This window comes from Armatimonadota bacterium (assembly GCA_037138755.1).
In the GTDB taxonomy this organism is placed as follows: Bacteria; Armatimonadota; Fimbriimonadia; order Fimbriimonadales; family Fimbriimonadaceae; genus Fimbriimonas.
The window spans coordinates 671,399-693,700 of sequence record JBAXHT010000001.1 but is presented as its reverse complement, the minus strand read 5'-3'; the positions used below and the strand labels follow the sequence as shown (position 1 = coordinate 693,700).

Below are 22,302 nucleotides of genomic sequence, written 5' to 3'. Positions count from 1 at the left end.
TCACGAACGCTCGCCTAGTGCATCCATTGTCCGCCATCGACTAGATAAGTCTGCCCAGTCACATAGCTCGCGGCATCCGAGGCGAGGAATGCGACGACCTGGGCGATCTCATCTGGCTCCGCCATCCTTTTAAGCGGGAGAGAGGCGACGACCGGAGCAAGGGTTTCCTCGGGCGAGACGCCTCGGATTTCGGCGCGCTGCTTGGCGATGCCTTGGGTTAGCGGGGTGTTCGTGATTCCAGGAGCGACAGCATTAACCCGGATTCCGTGGGGGCCGAGGCTAAGGGCTGCAGACTTCGTGATTGAAATCAGCGCCGCTTTGGTGGCGGCGTAATCAAGCTGCTCAAGTTTGGGCATAAACGCCGAATTGCTGGTGATATTGACAAACGAGCCGAGCTTGCCTTCCTTTATCAGGCGTGCGGCAACCGCTTGCATCAAAACCAGCGGAGCTTGGACGTTAATGGTATGAGTCTTCGCAAAGCCCGCTTGCTCGACTTCAAAGAACGGTCTCGTGAGACAGATTCCTGCAGCGTTGATAAGGATTTGGGGGCACCTTTCGAGTCCTGCCAACGCAACGGGAATGGAATCGAGGTCCATCAGATCAAGTTGAAGTTCAACGCCCGGTTGTCGGTCGATGCCGATCACGTCGTGACCTTCGGACCGAAGTTTGTTGGCGATGGCTTGACCGATCCCCTGGGCCGCGCCCGTCACGAGGGCAAGGCTCAACCCAGCATCTCCCGCAACTTCGCCTCGATCCGAGCCGCCGTCGGAAGAACCTCGTTCTCGAGCTCAACCGCAAACGGAATCGGAGCATCGAGCGCGGCAACGATTTCAACCGGAGCGTCCAGCTCATCGAACAGCCGTTGCTGAACCTGAAACGCAAGGTCCGAAGCGACCGAACACCGCCCGTGCGCCTCGTGAGCAACGATCACGCGATGCGTCTTCCGCACTGAAGCCTCGATCGTCGCCCAGTCGAGAGGGTTTAGAGTCCGAAGATCAACAATCTCGACCTTTCCAGGAAACGCTTCTGCCGCCTTGAGGGCCAGATCGACCGTAAACGAGTAGGTCAAAATGGTCACTTCAGAACCGGATTGGACCACGTTAGATGTACCAAGCGGGATGAAATGCTCCCCATCCGGAACCTCGCCCTGCTTTCCGAAAAGCTGCTTATGGCCGATGAAGACGACCGGATTATCATCTCGAATCGCCGCCGCCATGAGTCCCTTCGCATCCGCGGGATTGGAAGGCAAAACCACTTTGATCCCGGGAAGGTGTAAGAACAGAGCCTCCAGCATCTGGCTATGCTGAGCCGCCGCGCCGCGGTAGCCGCCGCCCTGAGTGATGATCGTCATCGGCACCGGACACCGCCCGCCGCTCATGTAGTGCGTCTTGGCAATGTTGTTCAGAAGCTGATCCATTGCGACCAGTCCGAAGTCAATAAACATCAGCTCCGCAATCGGACGCTTGCCTGCCAACGCCGCGCCTAACGCCATTCCAATAAACCCGCTCTCGCTGATCGGAGTGTCAATCACTCGGTCCTCGCCAAACGCCTCAAGAAGCCCCTCGGTCACCCGGAACATTCCGCCGTAATGGGCGATATCCTCACCCATCAAAAACACGATTGGATCGCGCGAAAGCTCCTGTCGGAGCCCTGCATTGCACGCTTGAACAAACGACATCTTGCTCATGCGAACACCTCCGTCATCGACTGATCGACCCCAGGCACAGGTGATGCCAAAGCTTTTCCGACCGAGGCTTGCACTGCCGCTAGCTCTTCAGCTTCAATCTCGTCTGCCTTTGCCCCGATTCGTTGCCGAAGCAACAATATCGGCGAGCGAGAGCGCCAGTCTTCAACCTCCTCTTTTGTTCTATATGCCGTGCCGGAGTCAGCCTGGTAGTGTCCCGTTGTTCGATAGGTCATCGCCTCAATAAACGTCGGACCTTGGCCACTGCGGCCTCGATCCGCCGCTTTGGAGACAACTTCGAAAACCGCGTGAGGGTCGTTGCCATTCACTGAATCCGTGTGGAGCCCAAAGCCCCTTGCTCGCTCGGCTAAGTTTACGCTTCCGTGCGAACGCGACAACGGTGTCATCTCGGAATACAGATTATTCTCGCAGAAGAAGATGACCGGTAGCTTGTAAAGAACCGCCATATTCCAACACTCCATCAGGTGCCCCTGGTTGTTCGCGCCGTCTCCAAAGACAGTCATCGCAACCCGACCAGTCCCGTCCAACTTGGATGCCAACGCCGCACCGCAGGCGGTCCCGACTCCTGCGCCTACGATCCCGTTCGTGCCGAGCACACCAAACTCCTGATCGAATAAGTGCATCTTTCCGCCCTTACCCTTACACAAACCCGTCGCCCGTCCTAGAACTTCAGCAATCACCTTATCCAGCGAAGTCCCCTTCGCCAAAACGTAACCGTGGCCGCGATACGTCGCCGTCACATAGTCTTCTTTCAGCAACGCCGCACAGGCTCCTGCCGGACAAGCCTCTTGCCCCTCGCATAGGTGCAGCGAACCGCGAAGCTGACCTGCTGCCGAGAGCTCGGAGAGGGCCGTCTCGACATGCCGTAACCGAATCATCGTGCGAAAAAACTGCTCGTCGGTCGGTCGGACGTGTCCCATATGTTTGGCGAGATTACCGCGTGGAAGTCCAATTCTACTTAGAGGGCAAAGTCACGGAACCGACGAATCGCGTCCGCGCCCTGTCTCGGTGATTGAGCTGACCGGGCCGAGCACACTCATTAACAGCAGCAGAGCGATCGGATTCTGCACCATGGTGATCACTCTTCCCTTCCAGTCTATTCCAACAGTAAGGGACAGGGTCAGAATCAGAAAGAATAGCACCCAGACGAGACCAATTTTGACCCAAAAACGATTGATCAGCGTAACACCGATGACAAGAAAAAAGCTGCACTGGAGATAAAAGGAAGTATCAAGTTTAAACAGATACCAGTAAGAATTAGTTGCTAGACAAGATAGCAATAATGTAAAGAAATACATCACAGGGCTAACGAGGAGTGGGCAGATAAGAGTCCTCTGCCAAGGTTTCCAGTTGGCAGTAAAGTTCCAAACTTCGGGCGGTACAGTGGGAAATGATTTCATCTGTTTACTCCTCAGTGGATATTAGGAAGAAGCGGTCTCAGTAGAAGGGTCGCAGAGGTAAAACTGCTCATCTGTTCAACGAGCATCTCCCACAGATCTGCCTAGAGTTCCGCGAAGAGGGCCAATTGTACTTGGAGTGCAAAGCTACGGACCCGACGAATCGCGTCCACGCCGAGTATCGGTAATTGAGCTGACCGGACCGAGCACACTCATGAGGAGAACGATTGCGAGCGGATTGTAAATCAAAGCAGCGAGAAACTTTCTCCATTCGACTCCCACCGAGACGGTAACTGCGAGAACAGTCAGCGCCAAGACCCAACAGGTGCCGATGATGAACCAGTACCGGTTTACCAATGTTAGGCCCACGACAAAGAAAAGGCTGGATTGAAAAGCAAACACCTGATCGAATCGGAATAAGTACCAATAGGAGTTCGACACTAGACAGGCGAGTCGCAGTGACACAAAATACAGAATGGGGCTTACAATTAGGGGACAAAAAACTAGTCGCTGCAATCGTGACCAATTTGCGGTAAATCTCCAAAAGGCGGGCGGCACAGTGGGAAATGACTTCATATGTTTACTTCTCAACGGATCTTAGAAACAAGCGGTCCCAGTAGAAGGGCCGTGGCGGAATTTCATGCTTAAACTGCATTGCCTTCGCATTACCCGCCAGAAAAACGTATGTAACCCTTGGAGGAATGAAACAGCGACGTTCAGCCCAGCAGCGGAAAAAGGATGGGGGAGTCGGAAAAACTGCACTCGAGCTTACAAACTCGGTGCGTGGCTCCGACTGCCAAACGGAGGCTAAGAGGGGAATAGCTTGCCCCTTTGAGAGTTGTTCACTTTGAAAGGCATGCCATAGAGCATCGGAGCCGAACGAGTATTTCACGCCTCTAATGTAGGCATAAGAGTAAATCATCGGCTCATACACTTTTCCGTGGGATACTTTCCAATAATCGCCTGAGTCGTGAGTAGGAGCCTTGGCTAAAGCCAGGATTGACTGTTCGTAATCTGGCCACTCGGAGTTATCGGACTCATAAGTAGCGAGTGCCAGATAGCATTGTCGAAGATTCGAGATCGTACCGACGCCATGGGCACTTTTGAGGGACCTGGAAAATACCGGAAAAAGCAATGAGGCGAGAATTGATACGATTAAGATGCAAATCATCAGCTCGATCAGGGTGAATGCTCGTCTCATTTTTCCTCTCTAGTCTGCGTGAGTATAGGCGCACAGGCAGGCGACCGTAGGGCAAGCATCTTGTCCCTCGCATTGGTGAAGTGACCCTGTGAACTGCCTGCCAGCAGATAGTCCTGTGAGCGAGTTTTCGACATGCAGCAACCGAATCATCGTACGAAAAAACTTTTCGTCTGTCGGTCGGACGTGTCCCATATGTCTGCCGAGATTACCGAGTTGGGCTTGGGCAAGGTGATAGAATCTCGACAACTCGATGAGCAATTCCGCCTTGAAGGGATTCAAACCGAAGCTCTGGCCCATTCTTTGGGTGCTGTTCATCTTCGCGACCTCAAGCGGGGTGGTGACAGTGAGGCAGCTTTCCACTGCCGTTGCAAAAACGGCGGGTCCAGTAAGAGTCACTCCTGAGGGGTTCGAGGCCATTTGGAAGTCGGTCTGGTGGATCTTTGTGAAAGGGTGGCACGCTACCGAATTTGGCATCCTTGGGTGGCTGATCTACCGCTCAACAAGCGGAAAACTCCGATTAGCTGTGGGACTCGCAGGAACCTACGCCTTGATCGACGAGCTCCATCAGGTCTACATTCCTGGGCGGGGCGGACGAATGAGTGACGTCCTGATCGACTGGATCGGTATCGGATTGTTCCTTTTGTTCTGGCACTGCTCGTGGACCAAACTACAGAAGGCAGTTGCCTTCACGATTTCGCTCATTTTGATCTTCCTCCTGAGCATCTTTCCTATGCCAACGTTCCCGCTCCCCGGAGCGCCGACAAGTCATCGGTTCAACCCATAAGCCTAACTTCGGTAGGCATACTCGCGAGTTGTCTTACCGCCCTCATACGTCGCAGTTCCCCAGCCTGAGGCGTCCAGGAAGGCGCACACGAATCTGCCCTTCATTCGGGGATCGAGGCGTAATTCACCTTTGGGTGAATTGATTCGCATTCCCGTGATTGCCAGGTAGCAACCGAAGGACGACATCGCTCGACCGTAGTGGTCGCTGCACTCAACTTCGTTGTACGGATTCCGCAGAGAAGGGTGATAGCGCGCGTGGATTGCGCGGACCACTGTGAGTCCCTCGGTCACGAGTCCTTCGTGGATCATGTTTGCTGCCGCCTGATACTCAAAGCCGCTCATGCATTCATTGAAGTACGCGGCCGCCCAACTATCGCCACCCTTCCCCGTTGCTCGCTCGGCTCCGCCTTTCGGAAACGTACACATGATCAAGCCACCTTCTCCGGGCATTGCGTACCATCGACCCCCGGTGATTCCGCGGACCTTTCGTCGGTAGTCCCAGATATCCGGATAGAAACTGTGCTTGAAGAGGGCGGCCATTGCCCGCTTGCCTTCCTTGGCGGGAACAACTCGTGGTATTCCAAGCTGATGCGCCCAGGACTGACCGTAAAGTTGGTCGATATGGCACCCATCGTTCGTGTTGTTTGCTTCGGGATGGCTGGGATCCGGCTTATGGATGAAGTACTCGCCGTTGTAGAGTTCCTTCACCATGTTCGCGGACCCTCGCTCTGCAAGTTGACGGCACTGGGACTCGAAAGGGCTATCACCCATTTCTTTGGCCATCGCCTCTCCAGCACGGAGGGCGGCGATGTACAGAGATGAAATCCAGGCCATCTTTCCGTACCACGCTGCATCCAAAGTGTTGTATTGCGCTCCCTCAAGTAGACCGTCCTGGTCTTTGTCTCCGTCGATCAGGAATTGCAGGGAGCCCTTCACTTGCTTGTACCTTGACTTTAAGAACTCATTGTTCGCGCTCATCAGGTGCTCGCGGAAAAACCTCAGGACACAGGAAGCTTGCCCGTCATGAGCAACTGATCCTCCGTATTCGCCCCGGTAGTCAATCGCGCCGTTCTCTCGCCAAAAACGCCCGAAGTCGATCTCAGTCCGCAAGAATCGCTCTACCTGGGGGAATATGTAGGCAATTGCTTGGGCATAGCCCCAAACGTGCGTGCAAGTACCCGCACAGCAACCAACCCCCTCGCTGAAGTAGAAGCGACCCTCTTTATCAAAGCGACAGCACGTCGTGGTTGCCAGCGTCGAGATGTTTAGGAACGTTCGATCTAGAAACCAGTGCGGTAGTGTGGAGTTGTACCAAGTTCGATTCCAAAGTAGTGTCTTCTCTCTCAGCTCTGAGAAGTTTCTTCTGATCTCTGCCAGAGTGTCGGAGGCACGGGTCCAGCGGGTCGCATACCAATGAGTCTTCCCAGGCATTCCCTCGGGACGATTTGGAAAGTTCCATCCGATCAGAAATGTAACCGTCCGAGATTCACCAGGAGCCAAAGTAAATGTCTTTTCGACCCGGACATCGTTACCTTGAATGGTCGTCTCGGCACCGTCCAGAATCTCAACCGCAAACGTGCCGAAATCGGGAAGCGATTCAAGAGGTCGACCGTTGCGAGGATTGTCCGACTGGTAGATTTCTCCGACCCCGATTTGACCCCAGCCTCCTCTGACGTTGTCCTCGATGACAAGCTGAATGCTCTTTCCTCGGAGTTTCGTGAGGGGAATGGACTTCCACGCCATGCGATTTGAGTTATTCCCGCTGACCGACAACTCAGGATGTCCCTGGACGAAGACCCGGCAATCAGACCCGCCTCCGACTCGGATGTTCAAGTAGTCGTGGGTCGCCGTAAATGAAGGCGACGTCAGTGTTCCAACATACTGATCAGCCGTTCCGACGTCCTCGCCATTTCGAGTCTGGTGCGAGTGTGCGACGTACTTCGTGCCCGCATCGACCGATCCCATGTATGCAGGCAGTTCGTCTACTCGACGTGGAGAGTCTCCAAAAGCGGTTCCGACAACCGTCCACCCTCCAAATGTTCCGGACGACCAATCCTCAATCAAGACGTCAGGGCGCAAACTCCTAGGGGCCGAAACGGGTGAAGCACTGAAGGCAATTCCGTTTTCGGTCACGTCAGAGTTCAACGTGAAATCCGTCCGAGTCTTTCGAGAGTAGATCAGTACGGGATTCTCGAGTGCGTAAACCAGTCGGTAGTTCTCCGATTTGGTTCCCGTGTTTCGAACGGTGTAAGTCAGCGTTGTCGCTGGATACGAGGATCGATCAATGTCGTGCGGGATGAATGGAGAGAACGCCTCCAAGTCCATTTCGACGTCACTGTCTGCACCTCGAAACGAGACTTTTCCGACCGGATATTCACCACGGAAGGAGATTCGCCCAAACTTGGTCCCCAGCCCGGTTGGAATCGCTCGATTGGGCTGCTTTTCGTCGCCTACAAAGAGGTCAAAGCGCTGACGAAAAGGGCTCTGTTGATGTGAAGGGCGAACGTAGTTTGCTCCGTCCTGCTCTCGGAGGTTGTCTCCCATGTAGACAACTCCTGACTGTGAAACGGCTCCAACTTGCCCTCGATTGAACACATCCCAGTTCCAAAGTTGTCCATCTCCACCAAGGTAGACCGTCCCCGAGAAGCACCCGCCGATCGGCATTCCGATGTAATCCAACTCTCGACCCGAAAAGGCCTCTGGCCGGTCTCGCTTTGTCAGACTCAGCGACTTTGTTCCAGGAACCGCAGTTGCTATCGGAGCAATGGCGGCGGCACTCAGCAGGTCGCGACGGGACAACTTGGACATTTCCCGATGCTACCCAAGAGCTAAACTGGAGACATGCTCACCGCCGCTTTGCTGATCCACATGATTCAGGAGCCGATTCGCCCTGCTCGTGTCGAGACGATCACCCCAATCCGGAATGCAACCTTCAACAAGGGCGGAACTGCGAAGAAGCGGATGCAGGGGGGGAATACGAGAACCGCCGGTTCCATCCTGATGTTTGATGGCTCCTTGGATGGCAATCGCCAGGTTGATCCGCAGATTGCGGTCGGCGGGAACTTCGTCCTCCACGGGACCAATAGCGGAATCATCATCTATGACAAGAAGGGCAATTATGTTGACGGGGTTCCCCAAAAGGAATTCAACGATGGCATCGACCCGAAGATGTTTTATGACCATCACAACCGCTATTTTTGCTTTGACCTTTGGGTGTATTGGGACAAAGAAAAAGTAAAGCCAGTTAATATTTCGGCCAGCGAAACCGCTGACCCAAGGGGAGCCTGGAACACTTATCCAGTTCCTGCACCAAACGGCGTGGACGGCGGCGGAATCGGGTTCAGCCGGAAGTGGATCGGCTACTCCTTCCCTGGCGGCGAGGAACGGAACTTCGTACTGAAGGCGGCAGATGTGAAGAAAGGAAAGCCCGCAAAGGTTTGGCACTTCAAAGGATCGATGGGGCATCCAGTGAACACAACCGATCCACTGGCCGACCTTGTGTTCGTTGATTTTACCGACAAAGACATCATCATCTCGCGAGTTGGTGAGGATGAAAAGGGTGATCCGATTGTTGTTTCCCGAACCCAGAAACCGCACGGATTCAAATACTTCGGCTGGCCACCAGCTTCGCCGATGAAAGGCACCGACAAGAAGACCGCTTCGGGTGATCGGAACCCAAAGAATCTGCAGCTCATCGGCGGCCACATCTACTTCTCTCAGGCCGTCAACATCAGCGGTCGTTCCGGAGTTCAATTCAACAAGTTCGCCCTGGATGGCACCAAGGTTCAGACGGGTTGGCTGAGCCACCCGATCAATAGCTACATTGAAACGACGATGGCGGTTAACAAAGCTGGTGACGTCCTGATCGGCTTCCAAGAAACTGGCCCAACTATGAGCATCAGTGCTCGCTCGGCACTATTTTCGAGCAAAGACACTTCTTGGCTCAGCCCAAAGCTCTTCAAATTCGCCGAAGGTATCGCTCCGACCGAAGGTGGTGCTTGGGGTGATTACAGTGGAACCGTAGTAGACGGCGACAACCTGAACGACTTCTGGACGATCCAGAGCTACGCGAACGACAAAGGTCGTGCATCGACAATCATCGCAAAGGTTCCGCCTAAGAGCTAGGCGGACCTGTGGATTCGCGGATATCGAGGTGGCAGTCGTACAGCGAAGTCACCGCCCCGGATTCGCGCCAGGTTGACTCAGAGTCATTCACCATCGTGAGCAGATAGTTGGTTGCATCCCGGGCCATTTGCTCTACGGGCTGAAAAACTGACGTAAGTTTCGGCTGGGTGCGCTCGCAAAACGAGGATGAATCAAAACCGACGACTGAAAGATCGGTAGGGACGTTGATTCCGAGTGTCTCTGCCGCGATGAGGATTTGGCCGGCCTGCGTATCACTGTACGCGATAATTGCCGTGTGGGGTCGGCTCTTTGACTTGTATGCACACAGATCAGGCTCGAGCTGATCTGACAGCACCACGTCGCACTGCATGCCACGAGCCTTGGATGCTCGAACAATGCTATCGCGCCGGGTAACTCCCTCCGCGGTGAGATTCGGGATCGGGTCGATAAAAAACGCCACCTTCTTGTGTCCCAGTTCGAAAAGGTGATCAATCACAAGTTGGGTTGCGAGTTCGTTATTGGCACAAAAGGCCGGTATGCCCATTGCCGAACCGGGCGGGGCATGCAGCATTACCACCGGCACTCCGCAGTACCGGAAGGTATCAACACTCGCCTCGTTAAAGTCAGGACGAGTCCATAAAATGCCGTCGAATCGTCCATCCGCAATCGTCGGCACGTTACCATCGAGGACTAGTTTAGGGCAAATCCCGAGCGTAAATCCTGCCGGAAAAAGGGCCGCCATGACGCCGTTGAGCATCTGCGGAAGATACGGGCTATCTTCTCGAAGCCCCTCAAAGTGTTGGAAAACGACGCCGATGAGATTCGTTTTCTGATTCCGGAAGTTACGTGCGTTCTGATTGGGACGGTAGTGCAGCTCACGCGCAACTTTCCGAATGAGTTCGGCCTTCGAGTCGCTGACTCGAACGTTTGTTCCCTTGCCGTGGAGCACCTTTGAGACGGCCATCGCCGACACTCCGGCTGCCTCCGCCACATCGCGAATGGTTGCCCGCATGACATATCATTATGCCGCTTTTATGAACTCCTTGGTAAGGATCGCTATTTCTGATGAATCAAGTTTTGGGTTAACGAGGTTAGAACCAACCCCAACCGCCACGGCTCCGGCTTCAAAGAAGCCGCGAATTGTCGCTAAATTCACACCACCTGTCGGCATGAACTCAATGTGCGGAAACGGACCCTTGAGTGCCTTAATGTAGTTAGCTCCGCCCATGGCGTCAGCAGGAAAAATCTTGATCAGATCGGCTCCGGCTTCATGAGCCGTGAGGACTTCCGTGGGAGTCAGACAGCCCGGTGCGCAAGCGATTGATTCCTGTTTGCACCAGTTCACCGTGGCGAGGTTGAGCGCTGGCGATACGATAAACTTTGCTCCAGCATCTCTGCACATTTCGGCAGTCTCGGGGTTGAGGACGGTGCCAGCTCCGATGAGAATTTCGCTCGGAAGCTCACGGCTCAGTTGCGCGATCAAGTCAACCGCTCCGGGAACCGTCATGGTGACCTCCAGCACTTTTACACCCCCGTCCACAAGCGCGTGAGCCAGGCGTAGCCCCTCGCTCTGCGATGGTGCTCTCAACACGGGAACCAACTTTGACTGCTTCAGTCGCTCGATGACGTTCATCGCTCAATCCTCGCGGTTCCTTGCTTCATCGCCCGCTCCACTTCGGCTCGGGTGACCATCGTCGTGTCTCCCGGGGTGGTCATGGCGAGTGCGCCATGCGCGGCTCCGCAGGTGACCGCCCATTGAGGATCTTTACCGGTGAGGAGGCCGTAAATGAGTCCAGAAGCGAAGGAATCGCCGCCACCGACTCGGTCGAAAATCTCGAGGTCAGTCCATTTCGGAGCCTCATAGAGTCTTCCTTCTGCGACGCAGATCGCACTCCAGTCATTACGGCTCGCTGTTTTGGCGGTTCTGAGCGTCGTCGCAACAACGCTGGTGTTGGGGAAGTCTGCGCGGTAGCGGTTGATCATGTTTTGGAAACTCTCGATGGCGAGATTGGAGTGATCCGCACCGGCTCCTTCGACTTCATAGCCAAGCGAGGCTGTAAAGTCTTCTTCGTTGCCGATCATCACATCGACGTACTTCGCCAACTCTCGGTTCACCTCTTGAGCACGTTTTTGACCTCCAATTGACTTCCAGAGAGAGGGTCGGTAATTGAGGTCGTAGGAGATCATTGCTCCGCCTTCTTTGGCCGCTTGCATGGCCTCGATGGCCACTTGCGGCGTAGTGTCGGAGAGCGCCGCGAAGATGCCACCGGTGTGGAACCAGCGAGATTTCTTGGTCGAAAAGATGTCCTTCCAATCAATCTCCCCAGGCTTCATCTGACTCGCGGCTGTGTGTCCGCGATCTGAGCAGCCAAGCGCTGCACGAACTCCGAAACCACGCTCGGTAAAGTTTAATCCGTTCCGAACATCGCGCCCAATTCCATCGAAGGGCACCCACTGCATCAGACTTTGATCGACTCCGCCTTGGTAAATGAGGTCTCGCAACAGATCCCCGACTGGGTTATCGGCGAACCGCGTCACGTGGGCAGTTCTTAAACCAAAGCACCGTTTGAGACCCCGCGCGACATTGTATTCGCCACCGCCTTCCCATGCTTGGAAAGTGCGAGTGGTCGATATTCGACCATCGCCCGGATCAAGGCGAAGCATCACCTCGCCAAGCGAGACGAGGTCCCAGTGGCACTCGGTTGCTGGAAGCAACGAGATCATTGATTCACCCCACTCGCAAGGAACCCGCCATCAACCACAATGTGGGAACCAGTGATAAATGCGCTTGCGTCGCTGGCCAAGAACAATGCGGTTCCGACCAGCTCGCTAATGTCTCCGAACCGGCCAAGGGGAGTTCTCGTCAACAATTCCCGACCTCGCTCCGTGCCGTTCAGAAGTTCGCGATTCAGGTCGGTGACAAACACTCCAGGAACGATTGCATTGGTGCGGATGCCGTCCTTCGCCCATTCGCAACCGAGGTTCCGCGTGAGGCTTAGCAGGGCCGATTTGGAGGCTCCGTAGGCGGCAACTTCATGAAATGCGCGGAAGGAACTGAGGGAGCAGATGTTGATGATTCGGGCTGCCTTGCTGTACTTCAGAGGATCGTAAAAGGCCTGAGACACTCGTAGGGCTCCGGCGACATTTGTGTCGAAGTTCTGGTTCCAAACTTCGAGGTCAAAGGTCGCGGTTGGGGCCCGCTTGGTCACTCCTGCCGCATAAACAACGATGTCCACACCACCCAGGTTTTCGACAACTTTGGTGGCAAATTCTTGGACTGATTCTGCTGAACCAACATCGCAGATCTCTCCGAGCGACTTCACGCCAAGAGCTTCAATTTCCTGTTGAACCGATTGGACGAGGTCCTGCCTCCGTCCTGTAGCAACCGTATTCGCGCCCGCCTCAGCAAACCCCAGTGCCAGGGTCCGACCGATTCCGCTTGTCCCACCAATCACAACCGCCGTGCGCCCGGTCAGGTCAAACAGCTGATGCGACACTTAGAAACTCCTCCGCGTTGCGGTGCAAAAGCCGGGCAAGGTCGTCGCGAATCTGGTCATCGCTGACAGCATATCCCGAGTTCGCCAAAGCCTCATACCGCTTCGCCAGCCGCTTTGCAATAATGCGACGACTGTGATCCCATTTATAGATCAGGTGCTCCAGGACTCGCGAGTCCGAATGCTGCGGAATGAACGAAGTCCCCAACATCTCCAGCCGAAAATCCGTGATTTCGGCGATGATCGAAGGGTTGTTGACAAACCACCAGCAGCCAAACGGCATGAGGTTCGAGAATTTTCGAGCCATCACCGCTAAAGTGTGAGCGTTCTCTTTAGCAAGAGTCGTCACCAGAAACTTGTTTGACGGGTGCTCTTGAAGGAGCATCTCGAGCTGGGTCAGGTCCGCCAAGCCGCTTCCGTCGCCCGCTCCCCGAAGCGACGGATTCACACCGCGCCTCACTCCCATCATCATCGCGAATGGGAGACTGTGCTCAAGACACACTGGTAAAACAGCCTCTCGAATCAAGGTCGCCTCGGAAAAGGTCCAAGTCTCTGGCAATGAAATCGCAACATAAACGGGCTTCATTCTCTCGATCCAATGGGTCAGGTAGGCGCTAATCGCACTGACCGACCGATTTCCGTCGTCGTCTCCGTTTGCCAAAATTTGATCAAGTCTTAGTACCGTGAGAAATCTTGGGTCGGCCACGTAGCCGCCATCCCAAACCGCTCGTTCTGCCGGATCCTTTGGGTCGTTGGTCATCACCACTGTCGACACTCCCGAGAGATTGAAGACACGATCAATCTGCTCTTCGGCGGTTAATCCACGAAAGTGCGCCCTCAGCTCCTCAAGAGACACAGTTGATGGATCAAAGCCCAACCGATGAATGATCGTGATTACCCCCGCTTGAGCCTCGCTCACCGGAGTTCGCTGAACGAAAAGTGCATCCCAGATCTCCGCTGCCTGCTTCGCCTTCGGCCAGGAATAAAATTCATCCCCCGATACATCCCCTCGAACCCTCAAGAACTCGGCAATGAGATAGTGATAGGTCAGAACTTCATCGATTCCCCAGAGGTTCAGCGAGCCGAAGCACGGAGCCACCAAGTGGGTATGAATGTCGAAAATCGGCGTTTCGCAGGCGATTCGGTAAGTCTTGTCGCGAAGGCTCGAAGTGGACATGCCGTGAGGATACTGTATGCTTTGCCGCTGTGCATAGACAAGGATGGCTGGAACAAACGATGCGCTGGTATGGGCCAAACGATGGGGTTTCGCTTCGAGACATCCGTCAGGCCGGGTGTACCGGAGTCGTCACCGCTCTCCATCAAATCCCAGTCGGTGACGTTTGGCCGGACGAAGACATCGCTGAACGCCGCAAGCTGATCGAACGGGCAGGAATGACTTGGACCGTCATTGAGAGCCTTCCCGTCCACGATTCGATCAAGAAAGGGGACTCCAGCCGAGACGAGCTGATTGAGAAATACCAGCAGTCAATCCGAAACGTCGCTAAGCAAGGGCTCAAGGTCATTACCTACAACTTCATGCCGGTGTTGGACTGGCTCCGCACGGACCTTGAATATCCGATGCCCGATGGCTCGTTAGCCTTGCGCTTTGAGAAAGCAGCATTCATCGCCTTCGATGTCTTCCAGCTCCGACGTCCCAATGCAGCCAATGACTACACCCCCGAAGAGCTTTTGGCCGCCGACCAATGGTTCGACGAAGCGACCGAGAACCAGCGCGAAAAGCTCCGCTTCTCTTGCATGCAGGGCCTCCCTGGAAGCACAAAGATGTTCACGAGAGAAGAGGTGCTAGAGGCACTTGCGGAGTACGGCGAAATGTCCGCCGAGACGCTCCGCGAGAACTTGCTCTACTTCCTCAACGCGGTCTGCCCGGTCGCTGAGGAAGAAGGCGTCGTCATGGCCGTTCACCCTGACGATCCCCCGATGCCCGTGCTTGGTTTACCGCGGATCGTATCAACAGCTGATGATCTTCGCGCTCTCTTGAGCGGCTGTGAAAGCCCCGCAAACGGTCTCTGTTTCTGCACGGGTTCGCTCGGAGCTTCGCCCACCAACGACGTTCCTGGGATGTTGCTGGAGTTCATGGATCGAGTGCACTTCTTCCACCTCCGAAACACCGCTCGGGATTCCGTGGGGAATTTCTTTGAAGCAGACCACCTAGATGGCGACACCGATATGGCTGCAGTGATAAAGACTCTTGTCCAGGCAAATCGCTCGATTCCCATGCGTCCCGATCACGGGCATCTGATGATGGATGACCTGACCAAATCAGGGCTTTATCCCGGTTACGGGGTGATCGGGCGGATGCGCGGTTTGGCTGAGTTGCGTGGGCTAGAAGCCGGGATTCGGGCGATGATATAACGGTAAGCTCGTCGGCAAATGAAGTCGATTCAGTTCAATGCCCATCACTCGCCAGTCGGAGCGTTTGCGTCGCTAACACTGGGATTTCCGGGGGCAAAAGGCGGGTTGGGGCACGAGCTAAAAGGGCCGGCAGATGAGCCGTTCTATGTTGGCCTTGAAGAGGCGGATCGTGAAGGTTACTACCAAGCTCTGCCGTTCTTCGAGGCCGCTGAAGACAAGTCAGCTGATTACGACGTTGAGGGACACAACGCCGAGTTTTCGTATCCAAACCGGATCAGCCACTTTCCTTGGGAGTCCATTTCTCGTCAATTTGCTGCATGCATGGATGAGTGGTCCGCTGGAGACCTCAAATTTCGAGTCATCACACCTTATCCGGCAGTTCCTGATCCGACTCTGGGTGATTCTGAGGGCCTGAAGAATGCTATCTGTCCCGGAGTTCTGATCGAAGTGGAAGTCGACAACTCGTTGAGCCAACGAGTACGTAAGGTCTTCCTAGGCTACGCTGGATCGGATCGGTACGATGGTGTCAGAGTGATTGATCAGAAGGGTCTGGTGGGGGTAGGTCAGGGAGTATCAGTAGCCCTAGCTACCAACGAGCCGGGATTTAAGGTCGGGGTTGCTTGGCGACCCGAGATGGTCATCAACTCTCGCCAACCAGACAATGAACCGTTCCTCATTGGTAGCACGGGCATCCTCTGGACCGCCGTACCTCCTGGCGAAAAGCGAACCTACCGCTTCGCCGCCGGATTCTTCCGCGAAGGCACAGCTACGACTGGAATAAAGGCTCGCTACCTGTACCGCCGATTCTTTAACTCGATCGAGGAAGTGCTTAATCACACCCTCAGCCGAGCGGACTCGCTCACCGCTGAAGCAAAAACCCAAGATGCTAGCTTCGCAACAGGGCTCAGCGAAGACCGTGCGTTTATGCACGCCCATGCGGTTCGCAGTTACTACGGTGCGACCGAGCTCCTTGAAAGAGAAGATGGGAGCCCGCTTTGGGTGGTCAACGAGGGCGAGTATCGGATGATGAACACGCTTGATCTGACGATCGACCAGCTGTTCTTCGAACTCAAGATGAATCCTTGGACGGTTCGAAACGAACTCGATCTGTTCGTCGAGAGATACGCCTACGAAGACACCATCCAATTCCCAGGCGACGATACCAAGTACCCCGGCGGACTCTCGTTCAGCCACGACATGGGCGTCTCCAACAACTTCTCCTCCCCCGGAAACTCGAGCTACGAGCAGGGTGGGCTGAAGGGATGCTTCAGCTACATGACCGCCGAGCAGTTGCTCAACTGGTCAATCTGCGCGTCGGTTTACGGGCTAAAGACAGGAGACTTCGGCTGGTTGAAGGGCAAGCGAGAGACGCTCAAGAACTGCCTCGCCAGCATGCTCAACCGGGATAATCCCGACCCTGCCCAGCGAAACGGAGTGATCAGTCTCGACTCCAGCCGCTGTTTCGGAGGAGCCGAGATCACGACCTACGACAGCCTTGACGTCTCCCTCGGCCAAGCCCGAAACAACCTCTATCTCGCCGTCAAAGGCTGGGCTGCGTACAAGCTAATCGCCAAGGTCTTCGCTGATCTCGGCCTGACACAAGAAGCCAAAACAGCCGCCGAACAAGCCGCCAAAGCCGAAGCTACCATTCTTGCCGCCGTCGATACCGACGGAACTATGCCAGCGATTATTGGCGAAGGCGTCCCCGCCCGTCTCATTCCCGCAATTGAAGGCCTGGTCTATCTCGACTATCTCTGCTTCGACCTTTCAGACTCAAAACCGCTCGTCGAAGCCCTCAAAAACCACCTCACTACGGTCCTTACTAAGGGCGTCTGCAAGTTCGAAGAAGGTGGTTGGAAGCTCAGTTCCACCAGCGATAATTCCTGGCTCAGCAAGATCTACCTCTGCCAAGCGATCGCCGAGAACATCCTCGGCTTCGCGCCCGACCTCGAAGCTGACAAAGCCCACGTCAACTGGCTCCTCGACCCCGCCAACGCCTACTTCGCCTGGAGCGACCAGATGTTGGCGGGCAAGGCCTGCGGCAGTCGGTACTACCCAAGGGGTGTGACGAGCACTCTATGGCTGAGCGAGTAACGCCTCTAGAGCATCGTAGCTGAGGCCCGCGCCGTACTCGATCCCCGAGGCGGCGTGGCCGTCTCGGTTCTCTTTCGAGAAGTGCCGAATTATGACCTCAACGGTCGTCACGCCTTCGGCATAAGAAAACTCTGCCGTCTCCGTACAAATTGCCTCGCGGATCACTGGGACGTTGTAGACGTACGATCGCACAACCCGATTCGGTGCCTCAAACTCTAGAATCTGGCCGAAGGAGTCAAATACTCCGTGCTCGCCCATGTCCATCGTGTGCCGCCAAACGCCCCCAATCTGGTTCTCGGCAACGCACAGGGTCGTTGTACCCATCCCGTTTCCAACCCATTTCGGCTGAATATCCGGATCAGAGAAGCACTTGAAAACCATCTCCTGAGGAGCCCGGAACTGGCGTTTCAATACCAACTCCTTGTCGCCCCGCAACTCCAGCGCCAGCTTAAACTCAGGCATTTTGCATCTCCTCCAAAACCGTCTCAAGCGCATCGTATGCCGAGCAAGAACCTTCGGCAAATCCGATGTTTTCGTCACGAATCTCCTTGCTCATGTGCCTCACAACGAGTTGCAAGGTCGTCACTCCTTCGGATTCGGCAAAAGTCGTCGTCTCCGTTGCGATGTTCTCCCGTGCTCCAGGGATGTTGACGACATCGGACCGAACAATCCGGTTCGGAGCGTCGAACTCCAAGGTCTGGCCAAACGAATCAAACGTTCCGTGCTCGCCCATGTCGATCTTGTGCCGCCAGACACCGCCGATCTCGGTATCAATCACGAGCATCGTCGACTCTCCACAAGGCGGGCACATCCACTTCCTCACCATCACCGGGTCGGTGTAGGCGCGGAAAACAAGTTCCTTCGGAGCCCGAAACTTGCGGGTCATGACGATCTCGGTGTCACCGCGAGGCGCGAATTCCAACTTGAACTCAGACATTTCGGGTTCCCTCCAAAAAAGTCTCCAAGTAGTCAAATGTTCCGCTCCAGCCTTGCTCCATCGATGGAATGCCCTCCTCGAACAGCTTTAGCGCATTGGTGTCCGACCCCAAGGCCGTCCAGGACAGCCGAACTCGAGTTCCTCCCTCAACCTCATCGAACTCTGTGCGTGTCAAAAACTCGAGTGGCCAATCTGGCGCCATTGGATGGTGAATCACCCCTCCACCTTCGTCTGACGAAGAATGGTGATGAGTATAAAACGAGTGTTCTCGAATCTGTCGGAAGAGCCACCTCCCCCAAATCTTGAAGCCGCCATCGCCGATCATCGAGAAGTGGAAAACTCCACCTTCCCGAAAGTCCATCGTATTGGGACCAGGTTGCATACATGGTGCAGCGAACCAGCGTCCAAGATGTTCACCCTGTGTCATCGCATCCCAAACTAAAGACTTAGGAGCAGCAAACACCCGTTCTACCGTGACCGATGGTTGTGGAGTGTAGCTCATGCCTGAACTTGCTCCAAGTACTCATCCAACTTGTTCATCGTCCCACCCCAGCCTTCAGTCATAGTTGGCCGAGCATCGTCGAAGATTTTGAGGGCGATCGGATCCGAGCCTAAAGCTGACCACTCCAGACGAATGTGAGTTTCTCCATCGACCTCGGTGAACTTGGTTCGTGAGAGTGTCTCAATGGGCCAGTCGTGGGCCATCGGGTGTCGAGTAATGCCACACCCCTCATCGGAGAATGAGACGTGGTTGACGATCAATTGTTGGTCGACAATTTCTCGAAAGATCCAGCGGCCCCAGAAGCCAGGTCCCTCAGGCGGAAGAATCTCGTAGTGATAGATCCCTCCTTCCCGAAAATCGCAAGTACACCGGCCCGGGGTCATCCCTTTCGGTGACATCCATTGACCGAGATGCTCGGCTTGGCTAAACGCGGCCCAAACGAGGGCAAGGGGGGCTTTGAATGTGCGTTCCAGCACAAAGGGTTCGTATTTCATTCTTGTTCTCCAGCTTGAAGTTCTTGTAAGTAGGCGTCCAACCGATCAAAGCTGGCCTCCCAATGTTGGCGATACTGTTCGACCCAACTGTTTGCCTCGGCAAGAGGCTGAGGGTTGAGGGTTCGGGGTCGCATTTGTCCCTTCCTGTCGGTCTCAACGAGGCCTGCTTTCTCGAGCACTTTCAGGTGCTTAATGACCGCTGGCTCAGACATCGCAAACGGCTTCGCAATCTCGCCCACTGGCATCGGCCCAAGGGCCAGCGCAGCAAGAATCGCTCGCCGAGTTGGATCGGCGAGGGCAGAGAAAACGAGGCTGAGTTTGTCGGATGCCATTGATAACCGATTGATTATATAACCAATCGGTTCTATATTGTCAATACTTACTCAGGCTTTTCTTGCTCGGTCGAACGGCGCTTTCGATCCCAAAGGATGTACCAGTAGCCAGTGCCGATCATTCCCAGCCCAAGCAGAAGAAGAATCCCCACCCGAATCATCGAGTCCAACTCTGACAAGTCGATTAGAACAACCTTGCCAACTGTCAACCCAAACACCGCCAGCCCGCTATAACGCAAATATCGACGTTCCGCCCGGAACCCGACCACGAGCAAGAATAATGCGTAAACCACCCAACTCGCCGAGATCGCCGAAACACGGTTCATCCCAATACCAGGCCTAACCAAGAACTCCGTGAGCAGCAAAGAGGACAAGACCAAGCCGAAGAAGGATGCGAAAGACGTGATCCCCCCTTCGTCCGCCTCTTTTCGAGGTGTGATCCAGAACAGAATCCCCAGGCTCAGCAAAGACGTGATCTGCAACGATGGTCGGAGCCACGAAAGGACTGGACTGGACTGGACTCCGACCGCAACCGCCGCGCAACAGAGCCATGCCGTTCCTGCGAGCACCAGAGTCTCCGAACGGCGGAAGCGCAGTGCCAGAACCGTCCAAACCGCATTCAAAACGCCGAATCCAAAATAGACAATTGTTTCTTCGCTGAACGCCCCGACTTTGTGATGTCCGACCACTTGCAGTAAGCGAATGAAGATGACCGAGATCAACGCTCCATAGGCGATCCGAACACCTTTTGGGTAGCTTCCTGCTAAGTGTTTCGCCCCGGCAGTAATCGCAAGCGTCGCATTTAGCGCAGTAGAAAACAGCAACGCAACGGTGAGCCATTGCGGTGAAGTCGACGGCTCGCGGATCAGGGCAAAGTCGGCAGCGATCACTCCGGCTACGCCAGCAGAAATCACGAGCCCCAGTCGCCGAACGCGAGAGGCAACAACCGTCGAGGCAATGCTCCAAGCCGCGAGTCCCAGCATCGCACTCTCTGCCCACTTGAGTCCGGTTCCCGTCCCCGGAACAGTCAAAACCGTCGTCCGCAGGAAAACGGCGAGAAGACCGAGAGATCCCAAGAACAGAGCTAAGTCGCCGGTATCCCGGTCGAACTTCTTGAGCGCAAAGTGAGCACTAACAAAGACGTTGACCGCAAAGGAAGCAAGCAGCAGCAGTTCGGCCCATAACCGGAGCGTCGACTGGGAATCGAGCTTCACCGCGTAAGCAGCGAGCGATAATCCGAACACCATCAGGCCAACCCAAAATGCAACGTTCGATAACCGGCGAATCGCAATAATCCCCAACAGGATCCCCTCTACAGAGTACAAAAACGCCGCTTGCAATGGCTTTAAGCCCATCGGGAACAGCACAGCCGCAACGAGAAGTGAGCCAAGCCAGATACCCATCCGAGACTTGCCCTCGGCCGGCAACAGTGCTCCGACACCACCGCTCATCAAGGCGAAAACCAAAACGTGCAAAGGGGGCGTCGCATGACCCGCTACCGAGAATCCGATGATGCCCGTAACGCACACCATCGCGGTTAGAAGCAATCCATGACGGTCGAATTCGTTGGGTTCAAAGAGCTTTCCGCAAACGTACAATCCGGCCGCCGTGTTCACGTACAGGGCTCCCATACGGACAACCAGCGCCGCATCAGACCCGAGGATCGGAACCAGAGCGAACGAAGAAACAACCCAGACCGCCACTCCGACCACGTACCAGCGATTCTTCAGGGTAATCACTGCGGCAGGCACCAGGATCAGAAAGTGCAGGCAGATGTCCAAAATGACTTTGGATTCCTTCATCGGCATCATTGCCGCCGCAAAGCCGCCCAGTACTCCGATCGCCAAAAATGACTTGGAAGCCCGCAAATGTGCATAGCCAAGGTTCAAAAAGCTGAGCAAAACGTAAAGCCCCACCAGGACCTCGCCTTCAAACAGATGCTTGTACAGATGGGCTCCGGCGAAGCTGGCATACAGCCCTGCTGAACCCAAACCAACCATGAGCTGCCCAAACTCTTCTCGCTCGTCGCGTTTCCAGAAGCCGATTGCCGCGAATCCAAAGCAAAGCAGAATTTCTCCGGCAAATTGAACCTGCGGGGTCACGTAGCCCCGTGAAATCATGACGGCAGCTAGAAAGAGAAATGCGGCGAGAACAACCAGTGCGCCGCCTCGCAATAGCCCGTTGATCCCCAGTTTGTATTCCAAGTCGTCATGATCAACCTTGGGAGGTTGTGTCCTCACCGGTTCTGCATCTTCTCGAACTCGGTTGGCGGCAATGTAAGTTTGCAGCGGCGATGGGGTCAGCGTCTCAGAAACGATTGGCTCCAGATCGGTCACCACGGGAGGCAGAAGCGAGGGACTCAATTGCGAAGTTTCAACAACGGGTGGCTGGGCCACGAACCCAGGACGATCAATCGGAGGCAGCGCGGGCGGCGTCAGAAGAGCTTCCAGAGCGACAAAGCGTTCGCGCAGTTCCTCCAAGCTCTGTTCCAACCGGGCGATCCGACTCTCTGAATCCATATGACCCTGCTAACGGCATGGTACCGCATGCTCAATTGAGTGCAGCCTGCACTCCTACGTAACATCCGTGTGGCTCGAAAGGTGCCTGGCTAAAGTGAATCCCTCAACCCCGGAGCGAAGCGATGATCCCAACTAGCAAAAGAAGTCCGCCCACGACGACGATTATGAGCCTCCCAGCCTTAGGGGCCGCTCCCCACTGGGGCGAAGAACCTGGTCCAGCGATAAAGCTTGCGTAGGTGTTCGGCTGGTTCATTCCCTCAAAGTTGGAAGGACGAACGGTCATGCACTTAGGGCAAGCGTCGCCGCTAGAAGGCGTTCCGCAGACCCCACAGATCCAGGCTGACAT

The 22,302-nt window shown here is 55.1% G+C and carries 21 protein-coding genes; 4 read left to right on the top strand and 17 right to left on the bottom strand.

The features are described 5' to 3' along the window. Window positions 1-14: 14 nt before the first annotated feature. Genes WCK51_03285 through WCK51_03270 form a run of 4 tightly spaced genes read right to left on the bottom strand, consistent with a single transcriptional unit; the run spans window position 15 to window position 3,105 of the window. Window positions 15-725, bottom strand: coding sequence for an SDR family oxidoreductase (locus tag WCK51_03285; GenBank protein MEI7575891.1), 711 nt, complete (start codon window positions 723-725; stop codon window positions 15-17). Beyond that, window positions 722-1,687: an alpha-ketoacid dehydrogenase subunit beta gene (locus WCK51_03280; protein ID MEI7575890.1), complete on the bottom strand. Its 966-nt coding sequence runs from the start codon at window positions 1,685-1,687 to the stop codon at window positions 722-724. Before WCK51_03280 ends, WCK51_03285 begins: the two co-directional genes overlap by 4 nt. Continuing rightward, window positions 1,684-2,625: a thiamine pyrophosphate-dependent dehydrogenase E1 component subunit alpha gene (locus WCK51_03275; GenBank protein ID MEI7575889.1), complete on the bottom strand. Its 942-nt coding sequence runs from the start codon at window positions 2,623-2,625 to the stop codon at window positions 1,684-1,686. Before WCK51_03275 ends, WCK51_03280 begins: the two co-directional genes overlap by 4 nt. Before the next feature lie 51 nt (window positions 2,626-2,676). Further along, the gene (locus tag WCK51_03270) at window positions 2,677-3,105 is read right to left on the bottom strand and encodes a hypothetical protein (protein ID MEI7575888.1); all 429 of its coding nucleotides are present in this window, start codon (window positions 3,103-3,105) and stop codon (window positions 2,677-2,679) included. Between the two features lie 1,448 nt (window positions 3,106-4,553). Between WCK51_03270 and WCK51_03265 the strand changes: the two genes are divergently transcribed. Beyond that, window positions 4,554-5,087, top strand: coding sequence for a VanZ family protein (locus tag WCK51_03265; protein ID MEI7575887.1), 534 nt, complete (start codon window positions 4,554-4,556; stop codon window positions 5,085-5,087). Between the two features lie 2 nt (window positions 5,088-5,089). Here the strand turns inward: WCK51_03265 and WCK51_03260 are convergent, their stop codons facing one another. Then, complete coding sequence (locus WCK51_03260) at window positions 5,090-7,894, bottom strand: GH116 family glycosyl hydrolase (GenBank protein ID MEI7575886.1); 2,805 nt, start codon at window positions 7,892-7,894, stop codon at window positions 5,090-5,092. A 33-nt stretch (window positions 7,895-7,927) separates the two neighbouring features. Here WCK51_03260 and WCK51_03255 point away from each other — a divergent pair, with 33 nt between their 5' ends. Then, window positions 7,928-9,211: a hypothetical protein gene (locus WCK51_03255; GenBank protein MEI7575885.1), complete on the top strand. Its 1,284-nt coding sequence runs from the start codon at window positions 7,928-7,930 to the stop codon at window positions 9,209-9,211. On the opposite strand, the gene WCK51_03250 is transcribed toward WCK51_03255, so the two are convergent. From WCK51_03250 to WCK51_03230, 5 genes are read right to left on the bottom strand one after another with little or no spacing between them, the layout of a single operon-like run. Then, on the bottom strand, window positions 9,201-10,223 hold the full coding sequence (locus tag WCK51_03250; protein ID MEI7575884.1) for a LacI family DNA-binding transcriptional regulator: 1,023 nt from the start codon (window positions 10,221-10,223) through the stop codon (window positions 9,201-9,203). The two genes, WCK51_03255 and WCK51_03250, sit on opposite strands and share 11 nt — an antisense overlap. A 9-nt stretch (window positions 10,224-10,232) precedes the next feature. Continuing rightward, window positions 10,233-10,844: a bifunctional 4-hydroxy-2-oxoglutarate aldolase/2-dehydro-3-deoxy-phosphogluconate aldolase gene (locus WCK51_03245; GenBank protein ID MEI7575883.1), complete on the bottom strand. Its 612-nt coding sequence runs from the start codon at window positions 10,842-10,844 to the stop codon at window positions 10,233-10,235. Further along, window positions 10,841-11,935 (bottom strand): sugar kinase, encoded by a 1,095-nt coding sequence (locus WCK51_03240; protein ID MEI7575882.1) that lies wholly within the window; start codon window positions 11,933-11,935, stop codon window positions 10,841-10,843. Before WCK51_03240 ends, WCK51_03245 begins: the two co-directional genes overlap by 4 nt. Then, on the bottom strand, window positions 11,932-12,708 hold the full coding sequence (locus WCK51_03235) for an SDR family oxidoreductase (GenBank protein MEI7575881.1): 777 nt from the start codon (window positions 12,706-12,708) through the stop codon (window positions 11,932-11,934). The genes WCK51_03240 and WCK51_03235 overlap by 4 nt, the downstream gene beginning before the upstream one ends. After that, window positions 12,689-13,882 carry a hypothetical protein gene (locus WCK51_03230; protein ID MEI7575880.1) on the bottom strand — a complete coding sequence of 398 codons (1,194 nt, stop codon included), beginning with the start codon at window positions 13,880-13,882 and terminating at the stop codon, window positions 12,689-12,691. Before WCK51_03230 ends, WCK51_03235 begins: the two co-directional genes overlap by 20 nt. Window positions 13,883-13,941: 59 nt before the next feature. On the opposite strand from WCK51_03230, the gene uxuA reads away from it, so the two are divergent. Together uxuA and WCK51_03220 are read left to right on the top strand one after the other, a co-directional pair. Beyond that, window positions 13,942-15,078 carry a mannonate dehydratase gene (gene uxuA, locus WCK51_03225; GenBank protein ID MEI7575879.1) on the top strand — a complete coding sequence of 379 codons (1,137 nt, stop codon included), beginning with the start codon at window positions 13,942-13,944 and terminating at the stop codon, window positions 15,076-15,078. Window positions 15,079-15,096: 18 nt separating this feature from the next. After that, on the top strand, window positions 15,097-17,172 hold the full coding sequence (locus WCK51_03220; protein MEI7575878.1) for a glycoside hydrolase family 52 protein: 2,076 nt from the start codon (window positions 15,097-15,099) through the stop codon (window positions 17,170-17,172). Here WCK51_03220 and WCK51_03215 read toward each other — a convergent pair. The 7 genes from WCK51_03215 to WCK51_03185 all read right to left on the bottom strand — a co-directional run bounded on the left by WCK51_03215 (window position 17,155) and on the right by WCK51_03185 (window position 22,302). Continuing rightward, window positions 17,155-17,634 (bottom strand): SRPBCC domain-containing protein, encoded by a 480-nt coding sequence (locus tag WCK51_03215; protein ID MEI7575877.1) that lies wholly within the window; start codon window positions 17,632-17,634, stop codon window positions 17,155-17,157. The genes WCK51_03220 and WCK51_03215 overlap by 18 nt on opposite strands. Beyond that, the gene (locus WCK51_03210) at window positions 17,627-18,109 is read right to left on the bottom strand and encodes an SRPBCC domain-containing protein (GenBank protein ID MEI7575876.1); all 483 of its coding nucleotides are present in this window, start codon (window positions 18,107-18,109) and stop codon (window positions 17,627-17,629) included. The genes WCK51_03215 and WCK51_03210 overlap by 8 nt, the downstream gene beginning before the upstream one ends. Beyond that, the gene (locus tag WCK51_03205; GenBank protein MEI7575875.1) at window positions 18,102-18,611 is read right to left on the bottom strand and encodes an SRPBCC domain-containing protein; all 510 of its coding nucleotides are present in this window, start codon (window positions 18,609-18,611) and stop codon (window positions 18,102-18,104) included. The genes WCK51_03210 and WCK51_03205 overlap by 8 nt, the downstream gene beginning before the upstream one ends. Further along, entirely contained in the window at window positions 18,608-19,105 is a 498-nt protein-coding gene (locus WCK51_03200) for an SRPBCC domain-containing protein (protein ID MEI7575874.1), read from the bottom strand. The genes WCK51_03205 and WCK51_03200 overlap by 4 nt, the downstream gene beginning before the upstream one ends. Continuing rightward, on the bottom strand, window positions 19,102-19,437 hold the full coding sequence (locus WCK51_03195; GenBank protein ID MEI7575873.1) for a metalloregulator ArsR/SmtB family transcription factor: 336 nt from the start codon (window positions 19,435-19,437) through the stop codon (window positions 19,102-19,104). Before WCK51_03195 ends, WCK51_03200 begins: the two co-directional genes overlap by 4 nt. 47 nt (window positions 19,438-19,484) lie before the next feature. Then, window positions 19,485-21,956 (bottom strand): DUF2339 domain-containing protein, encoded by a 2,472-nt coding sequence (locus WCK51_03190; GenBank protein MEI7575872.1) that lies wholly within the window; start codon window positions 21,954-21,956, stop codon window positions 19,485-19,487. A gap of 103 nt (window positions 21,957-22,059) precedes the next feature. Continuing rightward, a complete protein-coding gene (locus WCK51_03185) occupies window positions 22,060-22,302 on the bottom strand; it encodes a hypothetical protein (protein MEI7575871.1) in 243 nt (80 codons plus the stop codon).

Coding starts and splice junctions, on each gene's coding strand:
- WCK51_03265 (MEI7575887.1), top strand. CDS start 4,554: ATGAGCAATTCCGCCTTGAAGGGATTCAAACCGAAGCTCTGGCCCATT.
- WCK51_03205 (MEI7575875.1), bottom strand. CDS start 18,611: ATGAGCTACACTCCACAACCATCGGTCACGGTAGAACGGGTGTTTGCT.
- WCK51_03215 (MEI7575877.1), bottom strand. CDS start 17,634: ATGCCTGAGTTTAAGCTGGCGCTGGAGTTGCGGGGCGACAAGGAGTTG.
- WCK51_03240 (MEI7575882.1), bottom strand. CDS start 11,935: ATGATCTCGTTGCTTCCAGCAACCGAGTGCCACTGGGACCTCGTCTCG.
- WCK51_03275 (MEI7575889.1), bottom strand. CDS start 2,625: ATGGGACACGTCCGACCGACCGACGAGCAGTTTTTTCGCACGATGATT.
- WCK51_03230 (MEI7575880.1), bottom strand. CDS start 13,882: ATGTCCACTTCGAGCCTTCGCGACAAGACTTACCGAATCGCCTGCGAA.
- WCK51_03255 (MEI7575885.1), top strand. CDS start 7,928: ATGCTCACCGCCGCTTTGCTGATCCACATGATTCAGGAGCCGATTCGC.
- uxuA (MEI7575879.1), top strand. CDS start 13,942: ATGCGCTGGTATGGGCCAAACGATGGGGTTTCGCTTCGAGACATCCGT.
- WCK51_03260 (MEI7575886.1), bottom strand. CDS start 7,894: ATGTCCAAGTTGTCCCGTCGCGACCTGCTGAGTGCCGCCGCCATTGCT.
- WCK51_03250 (MEI7575884.1), bottom strand. CDS start 10,223: ATGCGGGCAACCATTCGCGATGTGGCGGAGGCAGCCGGAGTGTCGGCG.
- WCK51_03220 (MEI7575878.1), top strand. CDS start 15,097: ATGAAGTCGATTCAGTTCAATGCCCATCACTCGCCAGTCGGAGCGTTT.
- WCK51_03210 (MEI7575876.1), bottom strand. CDS start 18,109: ATGTCTGAGTTCAAGTTGGAATTCGCGCCTCGCGGTGACACCGAGATC.
- WCK51_03200 (MEI7575874.1), bottom strand. CDS start 19,105: ATGAAATACGAACCCTTTGTGCTGGAACGCACATTCAAAGCCCCCCTT.
- WCK51_03280 (MEI7575890.1), bottom strand. CDS start 1,687: ATGAGCAAGATGTCGTTTGTTCAAGCGTGCAATGCAGGGCTCCGACAG.
- WCK51_03245 (MEI7575883.1), bottom strand. CDS start 10,844: ATGAACGTCATCGAGCGACTGAAGCAGTCAAAGTTGGTTCCCGTGTTG.
- WCK51_03190 (MEI7575872.1), bottom strand. CDS start 21,956: ATGGATTCAGAGAGTCGGATCGCCCGGTTGGAACAGAGCTTGGAGGAA.
- WCK51_03185 (MEI7575871.1), bottom strand. CDS start 22,302: ATGTCAGCCTGGATCTGTGGGGTCTGCGGAACGCCTTCTAGCGGCGAC.
- WCK51_03270 (MEI7575888.1), bottom strand. CDS start 3,105: ATGAAATCATTTCCCACTGTACCGCCCGAAGTTTGGAACTTTACTGCC.
- WCK51_03195 (MEI7575873.1), bottom strand. CDS start 19,437: ATGGCATCCGACAAACTCAGCCTCGTTTTCTCTGCCCTCGCCGATCCA.